Origin of the sequence: Aquimarina latercula DSM 2041 (assembly GCF_000430645.1) — a bacterium.
GTDB lineage: Bacteria > Bacteroidota > Bacteroidia > Flavobacteriales > Flavobacteriaceae > Aquimarina > Aquimarina latercula.
Genome location: NZ_AUMK01000021.1, coordinates 1 through 17,990 on the forward strand (window position 1 = coordinate 1; position 17,990 = coordinate 17,990).

Here is a 17,990-nt window from a genome sequence, read left to right on the forward strand (position 1 = left end):
TAACGTTTAATATATGTGTCGTAGCAGCGCAAAATGTTACCTTAATTTTGGATAAATCTGCGCATTGGTTGCTAACTTTAACTTTTGCAAGCATTGCGTCATCATAAATATACAAGAACCAACCGATTGATCACTTTGCTGCTATGATCACATATATGTTGTTAGAGCATGTTTATTTTTTTCCGATAACAGTCATTCCGTAATCTCCTTGCGATATTTCTTTTCCGTCATTCAGATTTTCAAATATCATATATACTCCGTTGTTTAATTTAATCGTAATTAATCCTAAAGAGTCCGTATCCTTTGAAAAGTTAAGTTTTTTAGAATTCAATTCATTAGTTACTTCATCAAGAGTAGGGTGGATGCCTTTTTTTAGAATCCAATTATCCATAACATTTAAACTTTCTCCTCCGTCAAGTTCGTTAACGTAATCATTGAATATTCCTGACAGATGAGTTTTATCATCAAAATGTAATTCAAAATTCCCGTATCTCCATATTCTAGAGGATTCTTTAGACTCTTTATTCAGCCAACATTCAGGGACCAGGTTTTGATTTTCAATTTCGGATTTGCTTTGTCCGATTTTTAGAAAACCAAACTCTCCATTAGTTATTAATCTTGTGAAATTTATATTCAATTCAGATGAGTGTTATTTATAATATGCTCTAACAATGTTATAACAGCTATTGCTGTTATATCTCTTTTATCATCTACAAATCTAGAGGATTTTTAATCATTCTAAAAGTATTTGTAGCGACGTGAGTATAAATTTCGGTTGTTTTACTAGAACTATGCCCTAGTAATGATTGTATGTAACGTAGGTCCGTCCCGTTCTCTAGTAAATGTGTAGCAAAACTATGCCTTAACGTATGTGGGGTTATCCTCTTTGTAATTTTAGATTTTTTGGCGGCTTTTTCTATAATTGCTTTTACACTGCTTGCACTGTATGGATTTCCTTTTGGCCCTTCAAATAAATAATGTTTAGGTTGGTATTGTTTGAAATAACTCCTTAAATCTTTTAATACATTAGTAGATAATAATGTATATCTGTCTTTGTTACCTTTTGCATGGACAACCCTGATTACCATTCGCTTGCTATCAATATCTGATATTTTTAAATTGAGTAACTCAGCTCTTCGTAATCCGGCAGAATATAATAGACTAACAATACATTTGTGTTTTAGGTTATTGGTATTATTGATGATGGATAAAATTTCCTCTTTACATAATACAACAGGAAGTTTTTGTTGTTTTCTAGGTCGTTCTATGGCATAAAACCTATTTGGCATATTAAGAACAATCTCGTAATAAAACTTTATGCTATTTATGGCCAGATTAATATAAGAGTTTGATTTTTTTTTACTTATTAATTTTCTAAGATACCTTCTTATTTCTAGCTCACCAATGTTTAAAAGTTCAATATCCGTATAATAATTAATAAAAGCTTCAAAAGCATTTACATAAGATCTTACCGTATTTTGAGAATAACGTTTTAATAATAGTTTTTGTAAATATTCTTCAGGACAAACTCTGTAGGTGCTTGCTAGCGTTCTATTCTTAAGTGGTTGAATATTAGCAATTGGGTTAGAATGGTTAATCACTTTATCGCTATAAAAATAATTACAATTGATCCAAGCCACACCTCTAAACTTCTCAAAAATTAGATCTATATTTTTTTGATTATTAATGATATAAGGCATTTTAAAATGATTACTCCACCTAGGATTAGGTAGCTCTTTGATTAAAGCCTGGATTATTTTATCCGGATAAAATTGCAAACCAATCATTTTTTGTTGATCAATCATTAAGTGTTTTAAGGTGATGTTTTTACTAATATGTTTCATTTGTTCCAAAGATGTATAGTTTTATAATCAATCACAATATAAGACATCGAATTAAACGTTTATTAAACGTTTAATTCGATGGATAGGTAACATTTATGGGTTTGAATACACTATCTTACAAAGATGTGTTATGGAACGACAGTGTACGTATTGTAAAGAACAAATCGAGGGAAGGGTAGGAAAAAAATTCTGTTCTTCTTATTGCAGGTCTGCTTTTTATTATCAGAAAAATAAAGAGAAAGAATATTCTTTATTTAAAAAAATAGACAAACAATTAAAAAAGAATCGAAAAGTTTTAAAATACTATAATAAAGCTGGGTTAGTAACTATTCGTAAAGAAAAGCTTCTAAAAGAAGGTTTCGATCCTAAGTATTTCACTCATTATTGGAAAAATAATAAGGGACAGGTATACTTATTCTGTTATGAATATGGTTTTTTGACTATTAGGGAGAATGAAAAAGAAAAATATGTATTAATCCAATGGCAATCATATATGAATAAGGCTTAATTGCGTCAGGGATAGGAATGGCATCCTTTTTTTTAGAGCAGTATTCTTAGGTTCTCGAAGAACACTGCTCTAAAAAAAAGATATAATGGATAGCCCGCTCGGACGCCTTAGCTAATATAGTTCCAGATATTTTTATGTTTAGCAAGTTGCTGATAAGTAAATAATAGTACTTTATTTTTTTCTAGAGATAATGCTGGGTCTTCTTTTAGAATTTTCATAGCGTAATATCTTGCCGTTTGCAGCACATCATTATCTCTTACGATGTCTGCTATTTTAAGATTAAGAACGCCACTTTGTTGGGTACCCATAATATCACCAGGACCTCTTAATTTTAGGTCTACTTCTGCAATATCAAAACCATCATTGGTGCGTACCATGGTTTCTAATCTTGTCTTACTGTCTGATGATAGTTTATGACTGGTCATTAATATACAAAAACTCTGTTCTGCACCGCGACCTACGCGACCACGTAATTGATGTAATTGTGAGAGTCCGAAACGTTCTGCACTTTCTATAATCATTACACTGGCATTAGGCACATTAACACCTACTTCGATTACTGTAGTAGCAACCATAATATTCGTCTCGCCTTTTACGAAACGTTCCATTTCATAGTCTTTATCTGCAGGTTTCATTTTGCCGTGTACTATAGAGATTTGATAGCTGGGAGTAGGGAAGGAGCGTGCAATACTTTCGTATCCGTCCATTAGATCTTTGTAATCTAGAGCTTCTGATTCCTGAATCAAAGGGTAGACTACATATATTTGTCTTCCTTTTTGAATCTCCTCGGCAATGAATTTGAAAACTTTTAAGCGATTACTATCATATCGATGTACTGTTTTAATAGATTTTCTACCTGGTGGTAATTCATCAATAACAGAAATATCTAAATCACCATAAAGGCTCATCGCTAGCGTTCTAGGGATGGGTGTTGCTGTCATCACCAAAATATGTGGAGGATAGGTGTTTTTATGCCATAATTTAGAACGTTGTGCAACTCCAAATCGATGTTGTTCATCTATAATCGCTAAACCTAGATTTTTAAATTTTACTTTATCTTCTAAAACAGCGTGAGTTCCGATAAGGATATGTAATGTTCCTTCTTCTAATTCTTGATGGATTTCTCTACGTTCTTTTGCTTTAGAGCTACCCATTAGTAACCGTACATTGATGTCTAATTCTTGGGTTAGTTCTACTATTCCTTGATAATGCTGATTGGCTAAAATCGCAGTTGGAGCCATTAAACATGCCTGAAATCCATTATCTATAGCCAATAACATTGTCATTAAAGCTACAATTGTTTTACCTGATCCAACATCTCCCTGTAGCAATCGATTCATTTGGGCACTGCTGCCAATATCTTTTCGAATTTCTTTAATCACTCGTTTTTGCGCATTGGTGAGTTCAAAAGGGAGATGATTGTTATAGAAATTTGTGAAGTAATCACCGACTTCGGTAAAAGGAAATCCTTTAATCTTTTGTTTACGGATTAACTTTTTAGTAATTAATTGTAATTGGATATAGAATAATTCTTCGAATTTTAATCGGTATTGCGCTTTAGCCAATAATTCCTGATTCTTAGGAAAGTGAATATTAAGGATTGCTTCACTTTTATGAATTAATTTTAGTTCTGATCTAATTTCTTCAGAAAGTGTATCATAAAATCGTGCTTTTGTATCCAAAAATAGTTGTTGCATCATCTTACTCAGCACTCGATTAGTAATACCCCTATTTGATAATTTTTCTGTTGAAGGATATACTGGTTGCATCATCACTTTCAGATTCTTTTCATGTTCCGAAAGTAATTCCATTTCTGGATGCGGCATACTGAAACCATTATAATACTTAGTTTTTCCGAAAATAACATAAGGCGTATTAAGTTTTAGGTTTTCTTTTATCCATTTATGACCTCTAAACCAGACTAATTCCATTTCTCCAGTATCATCTATGAACTTTGCCACTAAACGTTTTCCTCGTTTTTGCTCTACCATTTTAATGTGAACAATTTTACCAACCATTTGTACTTCTGCAGAAGTACGTTGTAACTCACTTATCTTATAGTAATTCGTTTTATCTATATATCTATTTGGAAATAAGTTTACTAAATCCTGATAGGTATGTACTCCTAACTCAGTGCGCAATAGATCGGCTCTGGATGGTCCAACACCTTTTAGATAATCAATTGGAGTTTGTAAAATATTAGGATTCATTAAAGCGAAGATACTATTAATCATAAAAATCTTCAATGTAAAATTTGTCACATAACCAGAGTAAAATCGTTATTTTGGCAGAACGTTTGATTATTGAATGATATGCGATTTATTTTATGTCTAATTATAAGTGTTGCTTCCATAGGAATCAATGCTCAGCAAGTAGATAGTTTACTTGAAAACACAAAAAAAGAACAATCCTCTGTAGATTTTATAACAGGAAAGGTAAATATATTTCTAGATGCGAATTATAGAAAAGTAGAAGGAAGAGTAATTTATACCTTTCGGATAAAGCAACCTACGCAATCTATTTTTATTGATGCACAAAGCATGCGAATTATGAATGTTTTATTAGATGGCGAGAAGATAGAAGTAGTATATGATGATAAAAAAATAGAAATCACTTCTGATTTTAAGTTAGGAGATGAACAAACTATCGAAATACAGTATATAGCTGCTCCTAAAAAGGCACTTTATTTCTTAAATGATTATCAGGGTAATGATCAAATATGGACGCAAGGACAAGGTAAATACACATCTAATTGGTTACCTAGTTTTGACGATATGAATGAGAAGGTCATATTTGATTTGACAATCAATTATAACTCAAATTATGAAGTAATTGCTAATGGTAAATTAGTTAGCAAGCAAGCGGTAAATGATTCTATCCAACGATGGGAATATGATATGGAACACCCTATGAGTAGTTATTTACTAGCATTGGCTATTGGTAAATATGAAAAAGTGGTAGAAACCTCAGAAAGTGGTATTCCATTAGAAATGTATTATTATCCAGAGGATAAAGACAAATTCGAACCTACTTATAAGCACAGTAAACAGCTATTTGATTTTCTCGAAAAAGAGATTGGATATGCTTTTCCTTGGCAAAATTATAAGCAAATTCCGGTTAAAGACTTTTTATATGCGGGGATGGAAAACACAGGAACGACGATTTTTTCTGATGCTTTTGTAGTTGATAATATTGGTTTCAATGATCGTAATTATATCAATGTAAATGCCCACGAATTGGCGCACCAATGGTTTGGTGATTTAGTTACAGAAACAGAAGGGAAACATCATTGGCTTCAAGAAGGGTTTGCTACGTATTACGCATTGCTAGCAGAAAGAGAAATTTTTGGTGAAGAATATTTTCAGTATAAATTATATGAAAGTGCAGAACAACTTACAGAGCAATCCAAAGCTAACGATGCTACTTCTTTATTAGATCCTAAGGCAAGTTCTCTTACGTTCTATCAGCGAGGTGCCTGGGCACTACACGCTCTTAAAAATGATATTGGTGAAGCGCATTTTAAGGTAACAATTAATAATTATTTAGAGAAACATAAATACGGTAATGTGACCACATCTGATTTTATTACGATTGCTGAAGAAGTAAGTGGCGCAGATTTATCAGAATATCAAAAAATATGGTTGGAAGCAATTGAGTTTCCTTCGCAAGAAGCACTAGATATATTGACAAAGTCTACATTTATTAAAAAATATTTAAATCTTGCTGCAGAGCGAACGCAACCCATTGCGGGCAAATGGGGAACGTTAGCAACAGCATTGGATTTTCCTATAAACGAATATTTAGGTCAAGAGGTGATCTATCAATTAGAAGGAGATACATCACAAGAAGCATTGGCATTGTTTACAAAAGCGTTTGAGACTAATAACATATATGTTAGACAAGCAATTGCCAATACGATGAGTAGTATTCCTAAAAGTTTACAAAAACAGTATGAGTCCTTATTAGAAGATCAATCATATGCTACTATAGAACCGGCACTATACCATTTATGGGCTAATTTTCCTTCGGAGCGAAGTAGATATTTAGAGCAAACTAAAGATATCATTGGATTTAATGATAAAAATGTTCGAATTCTGTGGTTGGTCTTAGCATTAAGTACCAAAGAATATCAAAGCGAGAAGCATCAAGAGTTTTATACAGAATTATCAGGGTATTCATCTTCGAAACATCATTTTAGTACAAGAGAAAATGCTTTTACATATTTAGAAAGTTTACAGGCTTTTTCCGACCAATCCCTTATAGATCTTGTTGATGGAGCGGTACATTATAATTGGAGATTTCGAAACTTTTGCAGAAAAGTTTTGGATAACCTTTTGAAGAGTCCTAATTTTCAAAAGAAATATGTAGATTTAAAGAATAATTTGCCGAAGAGGCAACAAGAGTTTTTAGAAAAGAAATTAACCCCATAAACTATGATATGCGTGCATTAGTAATTTCCGGAGGAGGAAGTAAGGGAGCTTTTGCAGGTGGAGTAGCACAGTATTTAATTCAGGATTTAGGAAGGGAATACGACTTATATGTAGGGACATCTACTGGTAGTCTCTTGATTTCTCATTTAGCTCTTGCTAAAATACAAGAGATCAAAGAAATATATACTTCTGTTAATCAATCTTCAATTTTTAGAAATTGCCCTTTTGTTATTAAAAAGAAAAGAGGGTACAATGAAATTTCAATTAATCATTTTAATGTATTCCGAAATTTAATAAAAGGTAATAAATCTTTTGGGGATAGTAGAAACCTTAGAGATCTTATTAAGCAATCAGTAACAGAAACGTATTTTCATAAAATTAAACAAACTGATAAGGATGTTATTATTACGGTGACAAATTTATCAACCAATGAAGTAGAGTATAAATCTATTAAAGAGTGTACATATCAGGAGTATTGTGATTGGATCTGGATTTCTTGTAATTATCCACCCTTTATGAGTTTGGTAAGGAAAAACAATTGTGATTATGTTGATGGAGGATTGGGTTCGATGGTACCTATAGAAGAAGCTATTCGTAGAGGGGCTACAGAGGTTGATGTGATTGTTCTAGAAACCGAAATTAATTACCTTAATCGCATGCCTACAAAAAATCCATTTACTCTAATAACGAGTATGGTAGATTTTATGATGGATACTATAGAACATCAAAATATTAGAATTGGTAAATTTATAGCGACTAGAAAAGATGTGGCTATGGATTTATATTACACACCTACAGTATTAACCACGAATTCATTAGTATTTGAAAAAGAGAAAATGAAAAAATGGTGGAAAAAAGGCTATGAATTTGCCAAAGAAAAAAATATATCAAATAGACTATAATCAAAATATATGCGCGCATTAGTCATATCCGGAGGAGGAAGTAAAGGAGCATACGCAGGTGGTGTAGCTCAATATTTAATGCAGGAGGAAGGAAGGAAGTATGATCTTTTTCTCGGAACTTCTACCGGAAGTTTGTTAATACCTCAATTAGCATTAGGAAACATTGATAAAGTATATGATATCTATACCAATGTAAATCAAAGTACTATTTTTAGTGTAAATCCTTTTAGAACCAGAAAGAAAGGGAATCGAGAATTCGTTTCAATTAATTTCTTTAACACGGTTGTACAATTCCTGAAGAGAAAAAGAACCTTTGGAGAAAGCAAGAATCTTAGAAGAAATATTCGTAGAAATTTTTCTGAAATAGAGTTTGAACTTGCTAAAAAAAAGGTGGAAGACATTGTTGTAACAGTATCTAATTTAACAAAAAATACTACGGAGTATAAGTCTATAAAGGATTTTTCTTATGAGGATTTTTGTGATTGGATCTGGATATCTTGTAATTATGTTCCTTTTATGAGTTTAGTAACCAAAAATGGTTGCGAATATGCTGATGGTGGCTTTGGTTCAATGGTTCCTATTAGAGAAGCAATCAAAAGAGGTGCTACCGAAGTTGATGCTGTTATCCTAGAATCCGAAAATATGGAACATAATAAAGTACTAGGTAAGAATCCTTTTTCTTTAATGGTAAACTTGTTTAGTTTTATGTTTGATCAGGTAGAAGGTCACGATACTGTGGTAGGAAAGTTGTCTGCAAAAAATAAAAATGTAGTACTCAATTTATATTATACACCTTCTAAATTGACAGAAAACTCGCTAGTGTTTAATAAAAAATTGATGCGTAATTGGTGGCAGCAAGGATTCGAATATGCAGCTGAGAAAGCAAAGCAAGCAGAAGAAAATAAATTAAAAAATATTGATATGGCAGGGTAATTTTCTAGCTGTGTTTATACTATAAGTAAGCCATACTAAGTAAGTCTAAAATAAAGAAACTTAGTATGGCCTAGTTTACATAAGATTATTAGATACTATTCTTAATTTATTGTTTTAATAAATCGATCTACTAATTTATTATTGATAAGTAAGAAGTATAACCCTTCTGGAAGAGAACTAGTATTTAAAGTTTCAGGAATATCAGATCTATTTATGATTGTCTGACCTAAACTATTTACTACTTTTAGAGAATATTTATCTTCTAATGCAGATACTCCACCTATATTTAAGATTTCTCTTGCCGGGTTAGGATATAGGATGATTTGATTTTCTGGTGATTCAATATCGATAATAGATAATGGCTGAATTTCAATATTCTCAGAGAATATGCTACATCCAACATCGTTAAATACTTCTAATGCGTAAGTACCTGTTTCTTCGGCTATGTAGCTAGAACCGGTAGCACCTTCTATTTCTTGGTTATTAAAATACCATTGATATGAGGTATACGGTTCTACCGCCGAAATTTCATTTGTTTCTGCATTAATATTCATTGTTGGTAATGCTGGAGCATCTGAGATACTTATTTCGACTACTGCACGTTCTGTAGTTTGGCATCCACCTAAAGTAGAAATTTCCCAATTATATAGATAATAGTAAAAGCCTTCTGGCGCAGTGGTAGCAGAACTTCTTTTAATATTAATTACGTTTTCTACAATATAAGGATAGTTAATATTATCATTACTTCTGAAAAGATTTGCCTCTTCAAGAAAACCTATTTCCAAATCTGTTCCTACAGGAATATTCATATTGATATCAATGATACTTTCTCCATCAGGAATATTTATAGTTTTTGTTTCTAGTACAGTTCCAGCCGCATCAATAAGTTGTAATGTTCTGTTTCCAGATCCTTCTGCTATTACTTTCGCTTTTTTAAGGATAATAGGCTGATTTACATCAAAAACTAGATTAAACCCTCCTTGATGAATATCTCCAGAATTAGATGATATGTCTTGTATTCCAGTTACTGCAGATATAATAGGTTCAATAGTTCCTGCTACATAAAATGTTTGGTCTTCTGTAAGATTAGAAACATCTAAGTCAGCACCTGTAGCAATAGCTGTATTACTATCTACAGCGTCATACCAGATGTAACCAGAACTACCCGATGCTGTTATAGTGGTGGTATTTCCAGGACATATGGATTGGTTCATGTTTTCTGGTAATATTGCAATATTGATCGTGATTAAATCTTCTTTGGTATTAGTATCTTCCCCTATTGTATTAGTCGCTGTTAGTGAAACCGTATATGTACCGTTTGTCGTATAGGTATGTGTAGGATTCAGTTCTGTAGAAGTAGTTCCATCTCCAAAATCCCAAGAAACCGAAGTAATTGTATTGATAGACGTATTTAAAAAACGTACTTGATCGCAATTTATAGATGCCTCGAAATTAGCAATAGGAGGCTGATTATTGTTTCCGGGAGTATAGGATCCTGAGATTTCGTAAAAACCAACAGAGGAATAATCCGAATACCCATTAGAAACATTTCCTTCTCCAACACCATCGATTTCTATAAAATATGTTCCTCCCGCTAATGTAGCATTAATACTAGCACTAAGACTATTAGTTGGATTAGAGATAGCAAGCTCTTCTCCTGTACCACTAATTATTCTAGCCTGGATATTTAGATTTGGGTAAAATGGATCTGGATCAATATTAAAATTCACTTCGCCACCAGCAGTAATAAAAGAAAATAAATCTTTATCCCCTTTTGTAGAAATTAAGGCTTGATGTAATGATGGATTAACGGTTCCATCTGTACTTACTTGTATAGGTGTGGCTTGTGCTATGTCATCCGAATGGTCATCTTCTTTATATCCAAAACCATTTCTATTTCCTGATATGATTGCCATATCATCTTCTTGTGTAATTGCATTGTCATATTCTCCTTTACTCCATTGTCCAATGGGTCTACTAGCACTCCATCCCATAATTGGACTCCAATCTGCATGACCAGCATAATATTGATTTCCAGGCACACCATCGTGCGATAGGCCTAAGGTATGACCAACTTCGTGAGATCCTGTTTCTCCAGCTGATCTGGTTCCACTATTATATACCCAACATGGGTTATCTATATTGGTATTAGAGAAAGAATTGAGATATGCGACACCTCCGGATCCAGGAGCTGCATCTGTGGTAGGTGTGAAAATACACATCATCCTTTGATTGATTGGAGTACTTTCGAAAGCAGTTCTATCTGTAGTAATATTAATATCAAAAGGTCTGAAATCTTCGGCCATTATTCTCCATATTTCTGTGATTTTAGCATCGCTATATCCTGTTGGTTGTGCATTAATAGTAGCTCCATTAACCCACCAGGTATCACTAACTACTTCTCCATCAAAATCTAAATATACGGTATATGCAGATCCAGGAAGACTAGATAATAAAGGTGCTCTAGAAGATGCTTTATTAGTATTAGTTTCTTCTGAAGTTACTTTTTCATAATCTATACAAAGAACTTTATGAATGTCGATTTTTTGAACGAGAACAGTGTTCACATCATCGGAGTAGTATCGATATGCTATTTTTTCTTTGTATAATACGATATGGCCAGAAATGATATTATTTTGTTTTGTAATATGAAATGTAGAAGTATTATCATCATTTATACTTCCAATAATAGAGTATGTATCTGTGTTTCCTTCTGTTTTGGTGATCTTTCCTTTATAGGATATATCTTTTGAAACGTCGAGCGTAATTATGTCAGATTTTTTATTCCAAAAGGTTTGTGTAAAAGTCTTTTCATTTCCCAAATGGTATGATTCATTTTCTTGCGAGAATGCAGTATTATGATAAAAAACACATAGTAGAAATAAACTAAGTATTTTTAAAAAGCTGTGTTGCTTTTGTTTAAAATAATGTTGGTTTTTTGTTTTTAAGAGTGCAATTTTTTTCATTTGACTTGATATTGAATTTGTTGATAATGGTTTGATTCACTTATACAAATGACTTGCTTATCAAGAAAACATAGTCTTCTTGATATTTATAAATACCCGTGCGTAAAAAGGAGGAAGAATGATGAACAGCTTCCAATTAAATATTCTGGTTTTGGACAGCTTGATTAGAAGAGTGTCTGGGTTCTTCTAAGCAAATTCATCAAACACAGGAGTATGTACTATTGTTTTACAGAATAAAACATATGTTTTATAACAAGAAAAAATGTCTTTTAGTATTTATAAACGTATCAAGATTGAAAAAAAGATCATCTTTTTATAGCGTGATTAAGTTAGGAGTGCTTTTTTTATTTTTATGTGCTTTCTTATTGGATTTTATTTTGCACTGATTACTTGAATTTCAGTTTCTTGTATCCAATTTTTTAAAAGATGTTTATTGGTGCTAAGTTCAGAAATGTAATAAACGGAATAAGAAGCAAAAACATCTGAATCTTCAATTCTTTCTATTTCTACTCCTTTAGAATCAATGTAATTTGAATGAATTAGATATAGTTGATCTTTTGTTTTTAGAATATATCCAACATGACTAGTATCAAATCCAATAAAATGAATTCCTTCTGTTAGAGTCGAGTTAATTTTAGAGATATTTTGATCAATAGAATTTTCTGAAATTTTCAAGACTTTAGATTCCACTCCTAAACTTTGTGCTTCATTAATTGGGCTTTGTTGAGCTAGTTTATACCTATTGATATTTACACCAATATGTTTTAGAGTTGTTGAAACAAAATACCCGCAAGCGATTTTCCCTTTCTTCGGGACGGATGTATGTCCTTCAAAAGACCATTCTGTACCTTCCCAAAATGGGATTATTCGATTTACTAAAGAAATTGTGAATAAATTAGATAAGGAATCAGTTGATGATCCCTTGTAATCTAGCTTTTTAGCTTGTATGCTGCTTTTTATTGATTCATAACTTTTGGACGAATCAGTTGCTAATTTTAGTTCTTTTAATGTTTGTATGTATTTGGTTTTTTGTTGATAAGAAGCTCTAGTTGTTTTGTGAGTCTCTTTATGTAAAACTTGTTCCTTGTTTTGCCCTTTACATCCAAGATGTATAATAATCAATATTCCTAAAAGAGTTTCTTTCATTTTGGATTTATATTATTAATGATCAATATACCCGTTACTTGACTAATATCAAATCCTAAACTTATATTGTTACCATTATTATCTGTAGTAATGTTTGAAGAATTATGATAGTCAAAATTAGCACCCAATTCTAATTCGTTTTGATCAATATTATTATCATTCTCAAGAATTACTATGTTGCCAAAATCATACAATACCCGTATTTTTTTATCACTAAAATATTCTTTACTCTTTGCACCCTTCAATCCTTTCTGTTTGTTGTTTTTTAGCGAAGTATTTTTATTCTTTTCAAATTTAGAAATAGAAAGTACTTTATTGATTTTAAAGATATTTAGATCCGTTAATGAAAAGCTATATTTATTTTTTAGTATTATTTTATTTATTTCGTCCAGTTGTTGTTGGTTTGTTTTTGATTTAAAGATGATATCCCAATAATCCTTTTGCTTAAAATATGATGATTCGGGAGTAGGGAGTAGGGTTTTAGTTATGAATTCATTAATTGTATCCTTTGTGATAATACAAAATCCATATTGAATTTCCATTGGACTATAAGCCCCCATTTCATTTTTTGAAAAACGTGTTTTACATAGTATTTCCCCTTTCTGATTAATTGAAATTGGTATAATACTAGATTCAATAGTAGATGGACCGGTTATGCTTACCATTGAACTGGAAAGTGAAAACATGAATAGCCCAATAAAAAGAATGACAATTTTTGGTATATATAATTTCAAATCCATTTAAAAATAACTTCAATAATATAAAATACAGTTACAACAAGGGAAGAGATAATAATATGCCATTATTTATTCGTTTTTTTTAAATAGCTTGACCGAATGTAAGAAGGTTACTATCTGGATCAAGTAAAGAAAACTCTTTCTGTCCCCAAGGTTTAGGTTCTAATTTTCCATTCGGGTGGATACTTACATTATTACTTAATAAAGTCTGATATAGTTGTTCTATGTTATTAGTTCTAATATAAACTTGTCCATAATTTTTTTTAGGATCGATTTTTTTAAACTCAAAAAAATGAATTTGAATTTCATCTTTTTCGATCATTAAATATTCATTAAAATTAGTATTCCCAAACTCTTTAAACCCTAATTTATCAATATAGAAACCTTTAGTAACATTTTTATTTCTAATTGGTAGCTTGGGATTAATATCAGTCAACATAATTTTAATGTTTTATATATATGATTTTATTTGTTTCAGGTCAATAGGATATTGATTATATGTGAAATTCTAAATACGATTAAAATAAGTCTTCAACTTCAGTTTTAATAGCAGATAAAGCGGTATCACTAGGCGAACCTTTTTCTATGATCTCTGTTAGGATAAATTCTCTCATTTTATTAGCAGAGTCTATTTCTTCTTTCATTACTGTCTTTCTAATTAAAGCAATAGTTCCATTTTTAGCAGCTTTTACGATATTCCAACATTCATCGGATATGTAAATCTGCTGGGTAAGATTATGGTCAAATTCTTGTTCAATTGTATTTACCAATAATGATTCATAACTTTTTTTATCATCATCTATAGGAGCCGTTCTTAGTAATAGCTTACCAGGAGAAATTCTTTCTAAAAATAAAGCCATGCGCTCATAAGCCTGTAATCTTAAAGGAAGTGCTTGTTTTTGATTTTCTTGATGTAATAAAAACCGTCTTCGCTTTTCTTCATTATCTGTATGCGTTTTGAAATAAAAGAGTGCAAGTATCGTAATAAAGAGAGAAGGTATTAGTGAGATTAGTAATGGAATGATTTCGAGATTCATGTATATTGTTTTACTATTTGTTAGTTATTTCTTTATAATTTCCTCCAAGATGAGCGCAATCTTTTAAATCTTGAGTACAAGTAAATTCTACAGGGGTTTTGCTATACTTAAAAGATTGTTCTAAGGTTTTTGTGAGCTCACCATCATCTACATTTACATCAATGTCTTTCATTGTAAATTGAGAAGGATGTTCATATCCAGCCGCGTGGGTTATTTCTATTAGTTCTTTCCGAAACGATTTAAAATATTGCGCCAGTCGATCAGATTTAAGAGGTACGTTTATTCCTTTTTGTAACCACTTACTTTGTGTGGCAATTCCAGCAGGACATTTATTGGTATGACAAATTTGCGCTTGTATACAACCGATACTCATCATTGCTTCTCTAGCTACATTAATACAATCTGCCCCCATTGCAAAAGCCATGGCAGCTTTTGCAGGAAAACCTAATTTACCACTACCGATAAAAACTACTCTATCTGTTAGATTGTGTTTTTGAAATATTTTATAAATAGCACTAAAACCATAAATCCAAGGTAGCGATACGTGATCAGCAAAACTTGGGGGAGCAGCACCTGTTCCTCCTTCGCCACCATCAATTGTAATAAAATCGGGGCCTCTATTAGATTTTACCATTAACTCCGCAAGTAGTTCCCATTGTTCAGTTTTACCAATTGCGGCTTTGATCCCAACAGGTAATCCCGTTTCTGAAGCTATATCCTCAATCAATTGTAATAATTCTGGAACATCTTTAAAAGCTTTATGAGTGGAAGGTGATAAGACATCTTTACCTATTTCTACCCCTCTAATTTTAGCAATTTCTGATGTGATTTTTGCACCTGGGAGTACACCACCTTTACCGGGTTTAGCTCCTTGAGAAAGTTTAATTTCGATGGCTTTTATAAATGGATTTTTTTCAACTAAAGTTTTCATTTTTTCCATAGAAAAGTTTCCATCCTCTGTACGAACACCAAAATACCCTGTGCCAAAATGAAAAACAACATCCCCACCATTACTATGATATGGTGATAATCCACCTTCTCCCGTATTATGATAAGCACCTGCCTTTTTTACTCCATTATTAAGAGAATCAATAGCACGAGCGGATAATGAACCATAACTCATCGCTGAGACATTGATTGCAGATGCGGGGCGATATGGTTTTTTACGTTGATTATATGCTCCCATTACCTTTGCACAAGGTAAAAAGGTTTTATCAAGCTTATTAGGATGATCCGTATTCATCTGAAAAGGAATCATACAATTTTTTATAAAAATATGTTGATGCTGATAAATATCTCGATCAGTACCAAACCCTTCATAGTTGTTTTCATTTTTAGATGAAGCATATACCCATCCTCTTTCAATTCTATTAAAAGGAAGTTCTTCTCTATTATTAGCTACAAAGTATTGTCTCATTTCTGGCCCGATACTTTCCAGAAGGTATCTAAGGTGTCCAACGATAGGGAAATTATGACTAACCGTATGTTTTTTGTTAAAGAATATATCTCTAATCGCAATGAATATAAGAGCGATTAAAATCCACATCCACCAAGATATAGAACTAATAAAATCTAATACAGTATCCATTTAGTAATTAAAATTATTGAGCATTTAAATAATCTAATGTTAATTGCGACATCACTTTTACACCTAGTAATAAACCACTTTCATCAATATAAAAATCAGGTGTATGGTGCGAAGCCGCTTTTTTTTCATCTGGTGATTTTCCTCCTAAGAAGAAGTAAAAACCAGGTACCACTTCTTGAAAATACGAAAAGTCTTCTCCTCCAGTAGTAGCTTTTGATAAAATTACATTTTCTTTTCCAGCAATTCCTTCTATGGTAGGCAACATTTTTGCTACAAGAGCGGGATCATTATAAGTGATAGAAGTATTGTTCTGAAAAGTTATGGTTGCTTCTCCACCATACGCTTTAGCAATAGCAGGAACCATCTCATTCATACGACGTATAATCATTTGACGCATTCTTGGGTCAAGTGTTCTTACTGTACCAATCATTTCTGCACTTTCTGGTATAATATTAAATCGTACACCACTAGTTATTTTTCCTACTGTTATAACTGCTGCTTCATCTACTAAAGGAGATTCTCTACTAATAATAGTTTGTAAACCGTCAATAATTTTTGCAGAAATTAAAATAGGATCAACTCCTGTCCATGGAGCAGATCCATGAGTTTGTTTTCCTTTTACATCGATTACAAAACGCTCTACAGCAGCCATGGTTCCACCTGGTTTGTATCGTATCATTCCTACTGGTGTTCCTGAATTTATGTGAAGTCCAAAGATCGCATCTACATCCGGGTTTTTAAGAACCCCTTCTTTGATCATTAATTTAGCACCACCTTCTTCTCCTGGTGGTGGACCTTCTTCTGCTGGTTGAAAAATAAATTTAACAGTACCACTTATTTTTTCTTTATTCTTACTTAAAACTTCTGCAACTCCCATTAATATTGCAGTATGCGTATCGTGTCCACAAGCATGACTTACACCAACCTCTGAACCAAGAAAAGTAGTTTTTACAGTCGATTTAAAAGGGACTTCTACTCTTTCCGTTACAGGTAATGCATCAATATCTGCTCTTAAAGCGACGACTTTTCCTTCTTTACCACCTTTTAGAATTCCTACAACTCCAGTTTTAGCTACATTTTCTGTTACTTCAATACCAAGGCTTTTTAGATGTTTTGCAATTTTTTTTGCTGTTTCAAATTCTCTATTCGATAGTTCTGGATTTTGATGAAAATCTCTTCGCCATTCTATCACCTTACTTTCTACTTTTTCTGACATAGAATTTATGGAAGGGTCTATTTTTTGCGCCTGTATACCGCAACATAACAGAAGTATGACGATTAGTATGTTGTTTTTCATAAAGTACGTTGAGTTAAAAATTAATGAGTCTAAAATCTTTATTTTGTAATTGTACTAAAGCAGTCATTGCCGATAACGAAAATTTTACTTTTGGATGTGTATCAGATTTAGAAATGTTTCTATGAGCCGCAGTTTGCCCACATAAAATAACTTGAACTCCTTTTTCTGCAAGTGCAGAAATTAAAGCAGTATTAGGATTATTGATACCAAATTTCGAATTATAATTTTCATCATTTAATATATCATTAGCGGCACTCCCATGTATTACTAACGCAACTTTAAGTTTTTTTACAGATACTCCAGCATGTACATGCATGTTAAGATATCTGGCAGCTGTATTTATTAAAGGATTTACTTTAGTACTATCATTAAAGGATCGCCCTACATCAAAAACTGCTTTTAAATCATTTGCGAGATCAGTTTTAAAATCAGGGTTCTTAACATCGTATGTTTTACCATATTTTGTAATAATAGTTCCTTTTATGGGTTCTTTTTGACAAAAAAGCATCCCAGGGAGTAAAGCGAGGAGAAATAAAAATGTGTGTTTCAAGCCTAGTAATTTTGGTTTCTAAAGATATTCAAAAATCTATTAAAGGAAAGTT

The 17,990-nt window shown here is 32.2% G+C and carries 15 protein-coding genes; 4 read left to right on the forward strand and 11 right to left on the reverse strand.

All coding sequences use genetic code 11. The features are described 5' to 3' along the window. Nucleotides 1–172 precede the first annotated feature (172 nt). Nucleotides 173–637: a hypothetical protein gene (locus H526_RS0117150; protein ID WP_027394136.1), complete on the reverse strand. Its 465-nt coding sequence runs from the start codon at nucleotides 635–637 to the stop codon at nucleotides 173–175. Nucleotides 638–710: 73 nt separating this feature from the next. Then, nucleotides 711–1,844 (reverse strand): site-specific tyrosine recombinase/integron integrase, encoded by a 1,134-nt coding sequence (xerA, locus tag H526_RS0117155; protein WP_027394137.1) that lies wholly within the window; start codon nucleotides 1,842–1,844, stop codon nucleotides 711–713. Nucleotides 1,845–1,974: 130 nt separating this feature from the next. On the opposite strand from xerA, the gene H526_RS0117160 reads away from it, so the two are divergent. After that, the gene (locus H526_RS0117160; RefSeq protein ID WP_027394138.1) at nucleotides 1,975–2,352 is read left to right on the forward strand and encodes a hypothetical protein; all 378 of its coding nucleotides are present in this window, start codon (nucleotides 1,975–1,977) and stop codon (nucleotides 2,350–2,352) included. 107 nt (nucleotides 2,353–2,459) lie between these two features. Here H526_RS0117160 and recG read toward each other — a convergent pair whose 3' ends face one another. Next, nucleotides 2,460–4,562 carry an ATP-dependent DNA helicase RecG gene (gene recG, locus H526_RS0117165; RefSeq protein ID WP_027394139.1) on the reverse strand — a complete coding sequence of 701 codons (2,103 nt, stop codon included), beginning with the start codon at nucleotides 4,560–4,562 and terminating at the stop codon, nucleotides 2,460–2,462. 102 nt (nucleotides 4,563–4,664) lie between these two features. Here recG and H526_RS0117170 point away from each other — a divergent pair, with 102 nt between their 5' ends. From H526_RS0117170 to H526_RS0117180, 3 genes are read left to right on the forward strand one after another with little or no spacing between them, the layout of a single operon-like run. Further along, nucleotides 4,665–6,782, forward strand: coding sequence for a M1 family metallopeptidase (locus H526_RS0117170; protein ID WP_027394140.1), 2,118 nt, complete (start codon nucleotides 4,665–4,667; stop codon nucleotides 6,780–6,782). A gap of 8 nt (nucleotides 6,783–6,790) precedes the next feature. Further along, on the forward strand, nucleotides 6,791–7,684 hold the full coding sequence (locus H526_RS0117175) for a patatin-like phospholipase family protein (RefSeq protein WP_027394141.1): 894 nt from the start codon (nucleotides 6,791–6,793) through the stop codon (nucleotides 7,682–7,684). 9 nt (nucleotides 7,685–7,693) lie between these two features. Continuing rightward, nucleotides 7,694–8,617 carry a patatin-like phospholipase family protein gene (locus H526_RS0117180; RefSeq protein ID WP_027394142.1) on the forward strand — a complete coding sequence of 308 codons (924 nt, stop codon included), beginning with the start codon at nucleotides 7,694–7,696 and terminating at the stop codon, nucleotides 8,615–8,617. Between the two features lie 101 nt (nucleotides 8,618–8,718). Here the strand turns inward: H526_RS0117180 and H526_RS32515 are convergent, their stop codons facing one another. The 8 genes from H526_RS32515 to H526_RS0117220 form a co-directional block, all read right to left on the reverse strand. Continuing rightward, nucleotides 8,719–11,583, reverse strand: coding sequence for a PKD domain-containing protein (locus H526_RS32515; protein ID WP_027394143.1), 2,865 nt, complete (start codon nucleotides 11,581–11,583; stop codon nucleotides 8,719–8,721). A 372-nt stretch (nucleotides 11,584–11,955) separates the two neighbouring features. Beyond that, nucleotides 11,956–12,729 (reverse strand): hypothetical protein, encoded by a 774-nt coding sequence (locus tag H526_RS29445; RefSeq protein WP_051336211.1) that lies wholly within the window; start codon nucleotides 12,727–12,729, stop codon nucleotides 11,956–11,958. Then, nucleotides 12,726–13,469: a hypothetical protein gene (locus tag H526_RS0117195; RefSeq protein WP_027394144.1), complete on the reverse strand. Its 744-nt coding sequence runs from the start codon at nucleotides 13,467–13,469 to the stop codon at nucleotides 12,726–12,728. The genes H526_RS29445 and H526_RS0117195 overlap by 4 nt, the downstream gene beginning before the upstream one ends. A 79-nt stretch (nucleotides 13,470–13,548) precedes the next feature. Continuing rightward, the gene (locus H526_RS0117200; RefSeq protein ID WP_027394145.1) at nucleotides 13,549–13,905 is read right to left on the reverse strand and encodes a bleomycin resistance protein; all 357 of its coding nucleotides are present in this window, start codon (nucleotides 13,903–13,905) and stop codon (nucleotides 13,549–13,551) included. Between the two features lie 79 nt (nucleotides 13,906–13,984). Beyond that, nucleotides 13,985–14,503, reverse strand: coding sequence for a DUF7935 family protein (locus H526_RS0117205; protein ID WP_027394146.1), 519 nt, complete (start codon nucleotides 14,501–14,503; stop codon nucleotides 13,985–13,987). Between the two features lie 13 nt (nucleotides 14,504–14,516). Beyond that, complete coding sequence (locus H526_RS0117210; RefSeq protein ID WP_027394147.1) at nucleotides 14,517–16,091, reverse strand: FMN-binding glutamate synthase family protein; 1,575 nt, start codon at nucleotides 16,089–16,091, stop codon at nucleotides 14,517–14,519. 13 nt (nucleotides 16,092–16,104) lie between these two features. After that, nucleotides 16,105–17,388, reverse strand: a complete 1,284-nt coding sequence (locus H526_RS0117215) for an amidohydrolase (RefSeq protein ID WP_027394148.1) — start codon at nucleotides 17,386–17,388, stop codon at nucleotides 16,105–16,107. Nucleotides 17,389–17,401: 13 nt separating this feature from the next. Beyond that, the gene (locus H526_RS0117220) at nucleotides 17,402–17,938 is read right to left on the reverse strand and encodes a DsrE family protein (RefSeq protein ID WP_027394149.1); all 537 of its coding nucleotides are present in this window, start codon (nucleotides 17,936–17,938) and stop codon (nucleotides 17,402–17,404) included. Nucleotides 17,939–17,990: the final 52 nt, after the last annotated feature.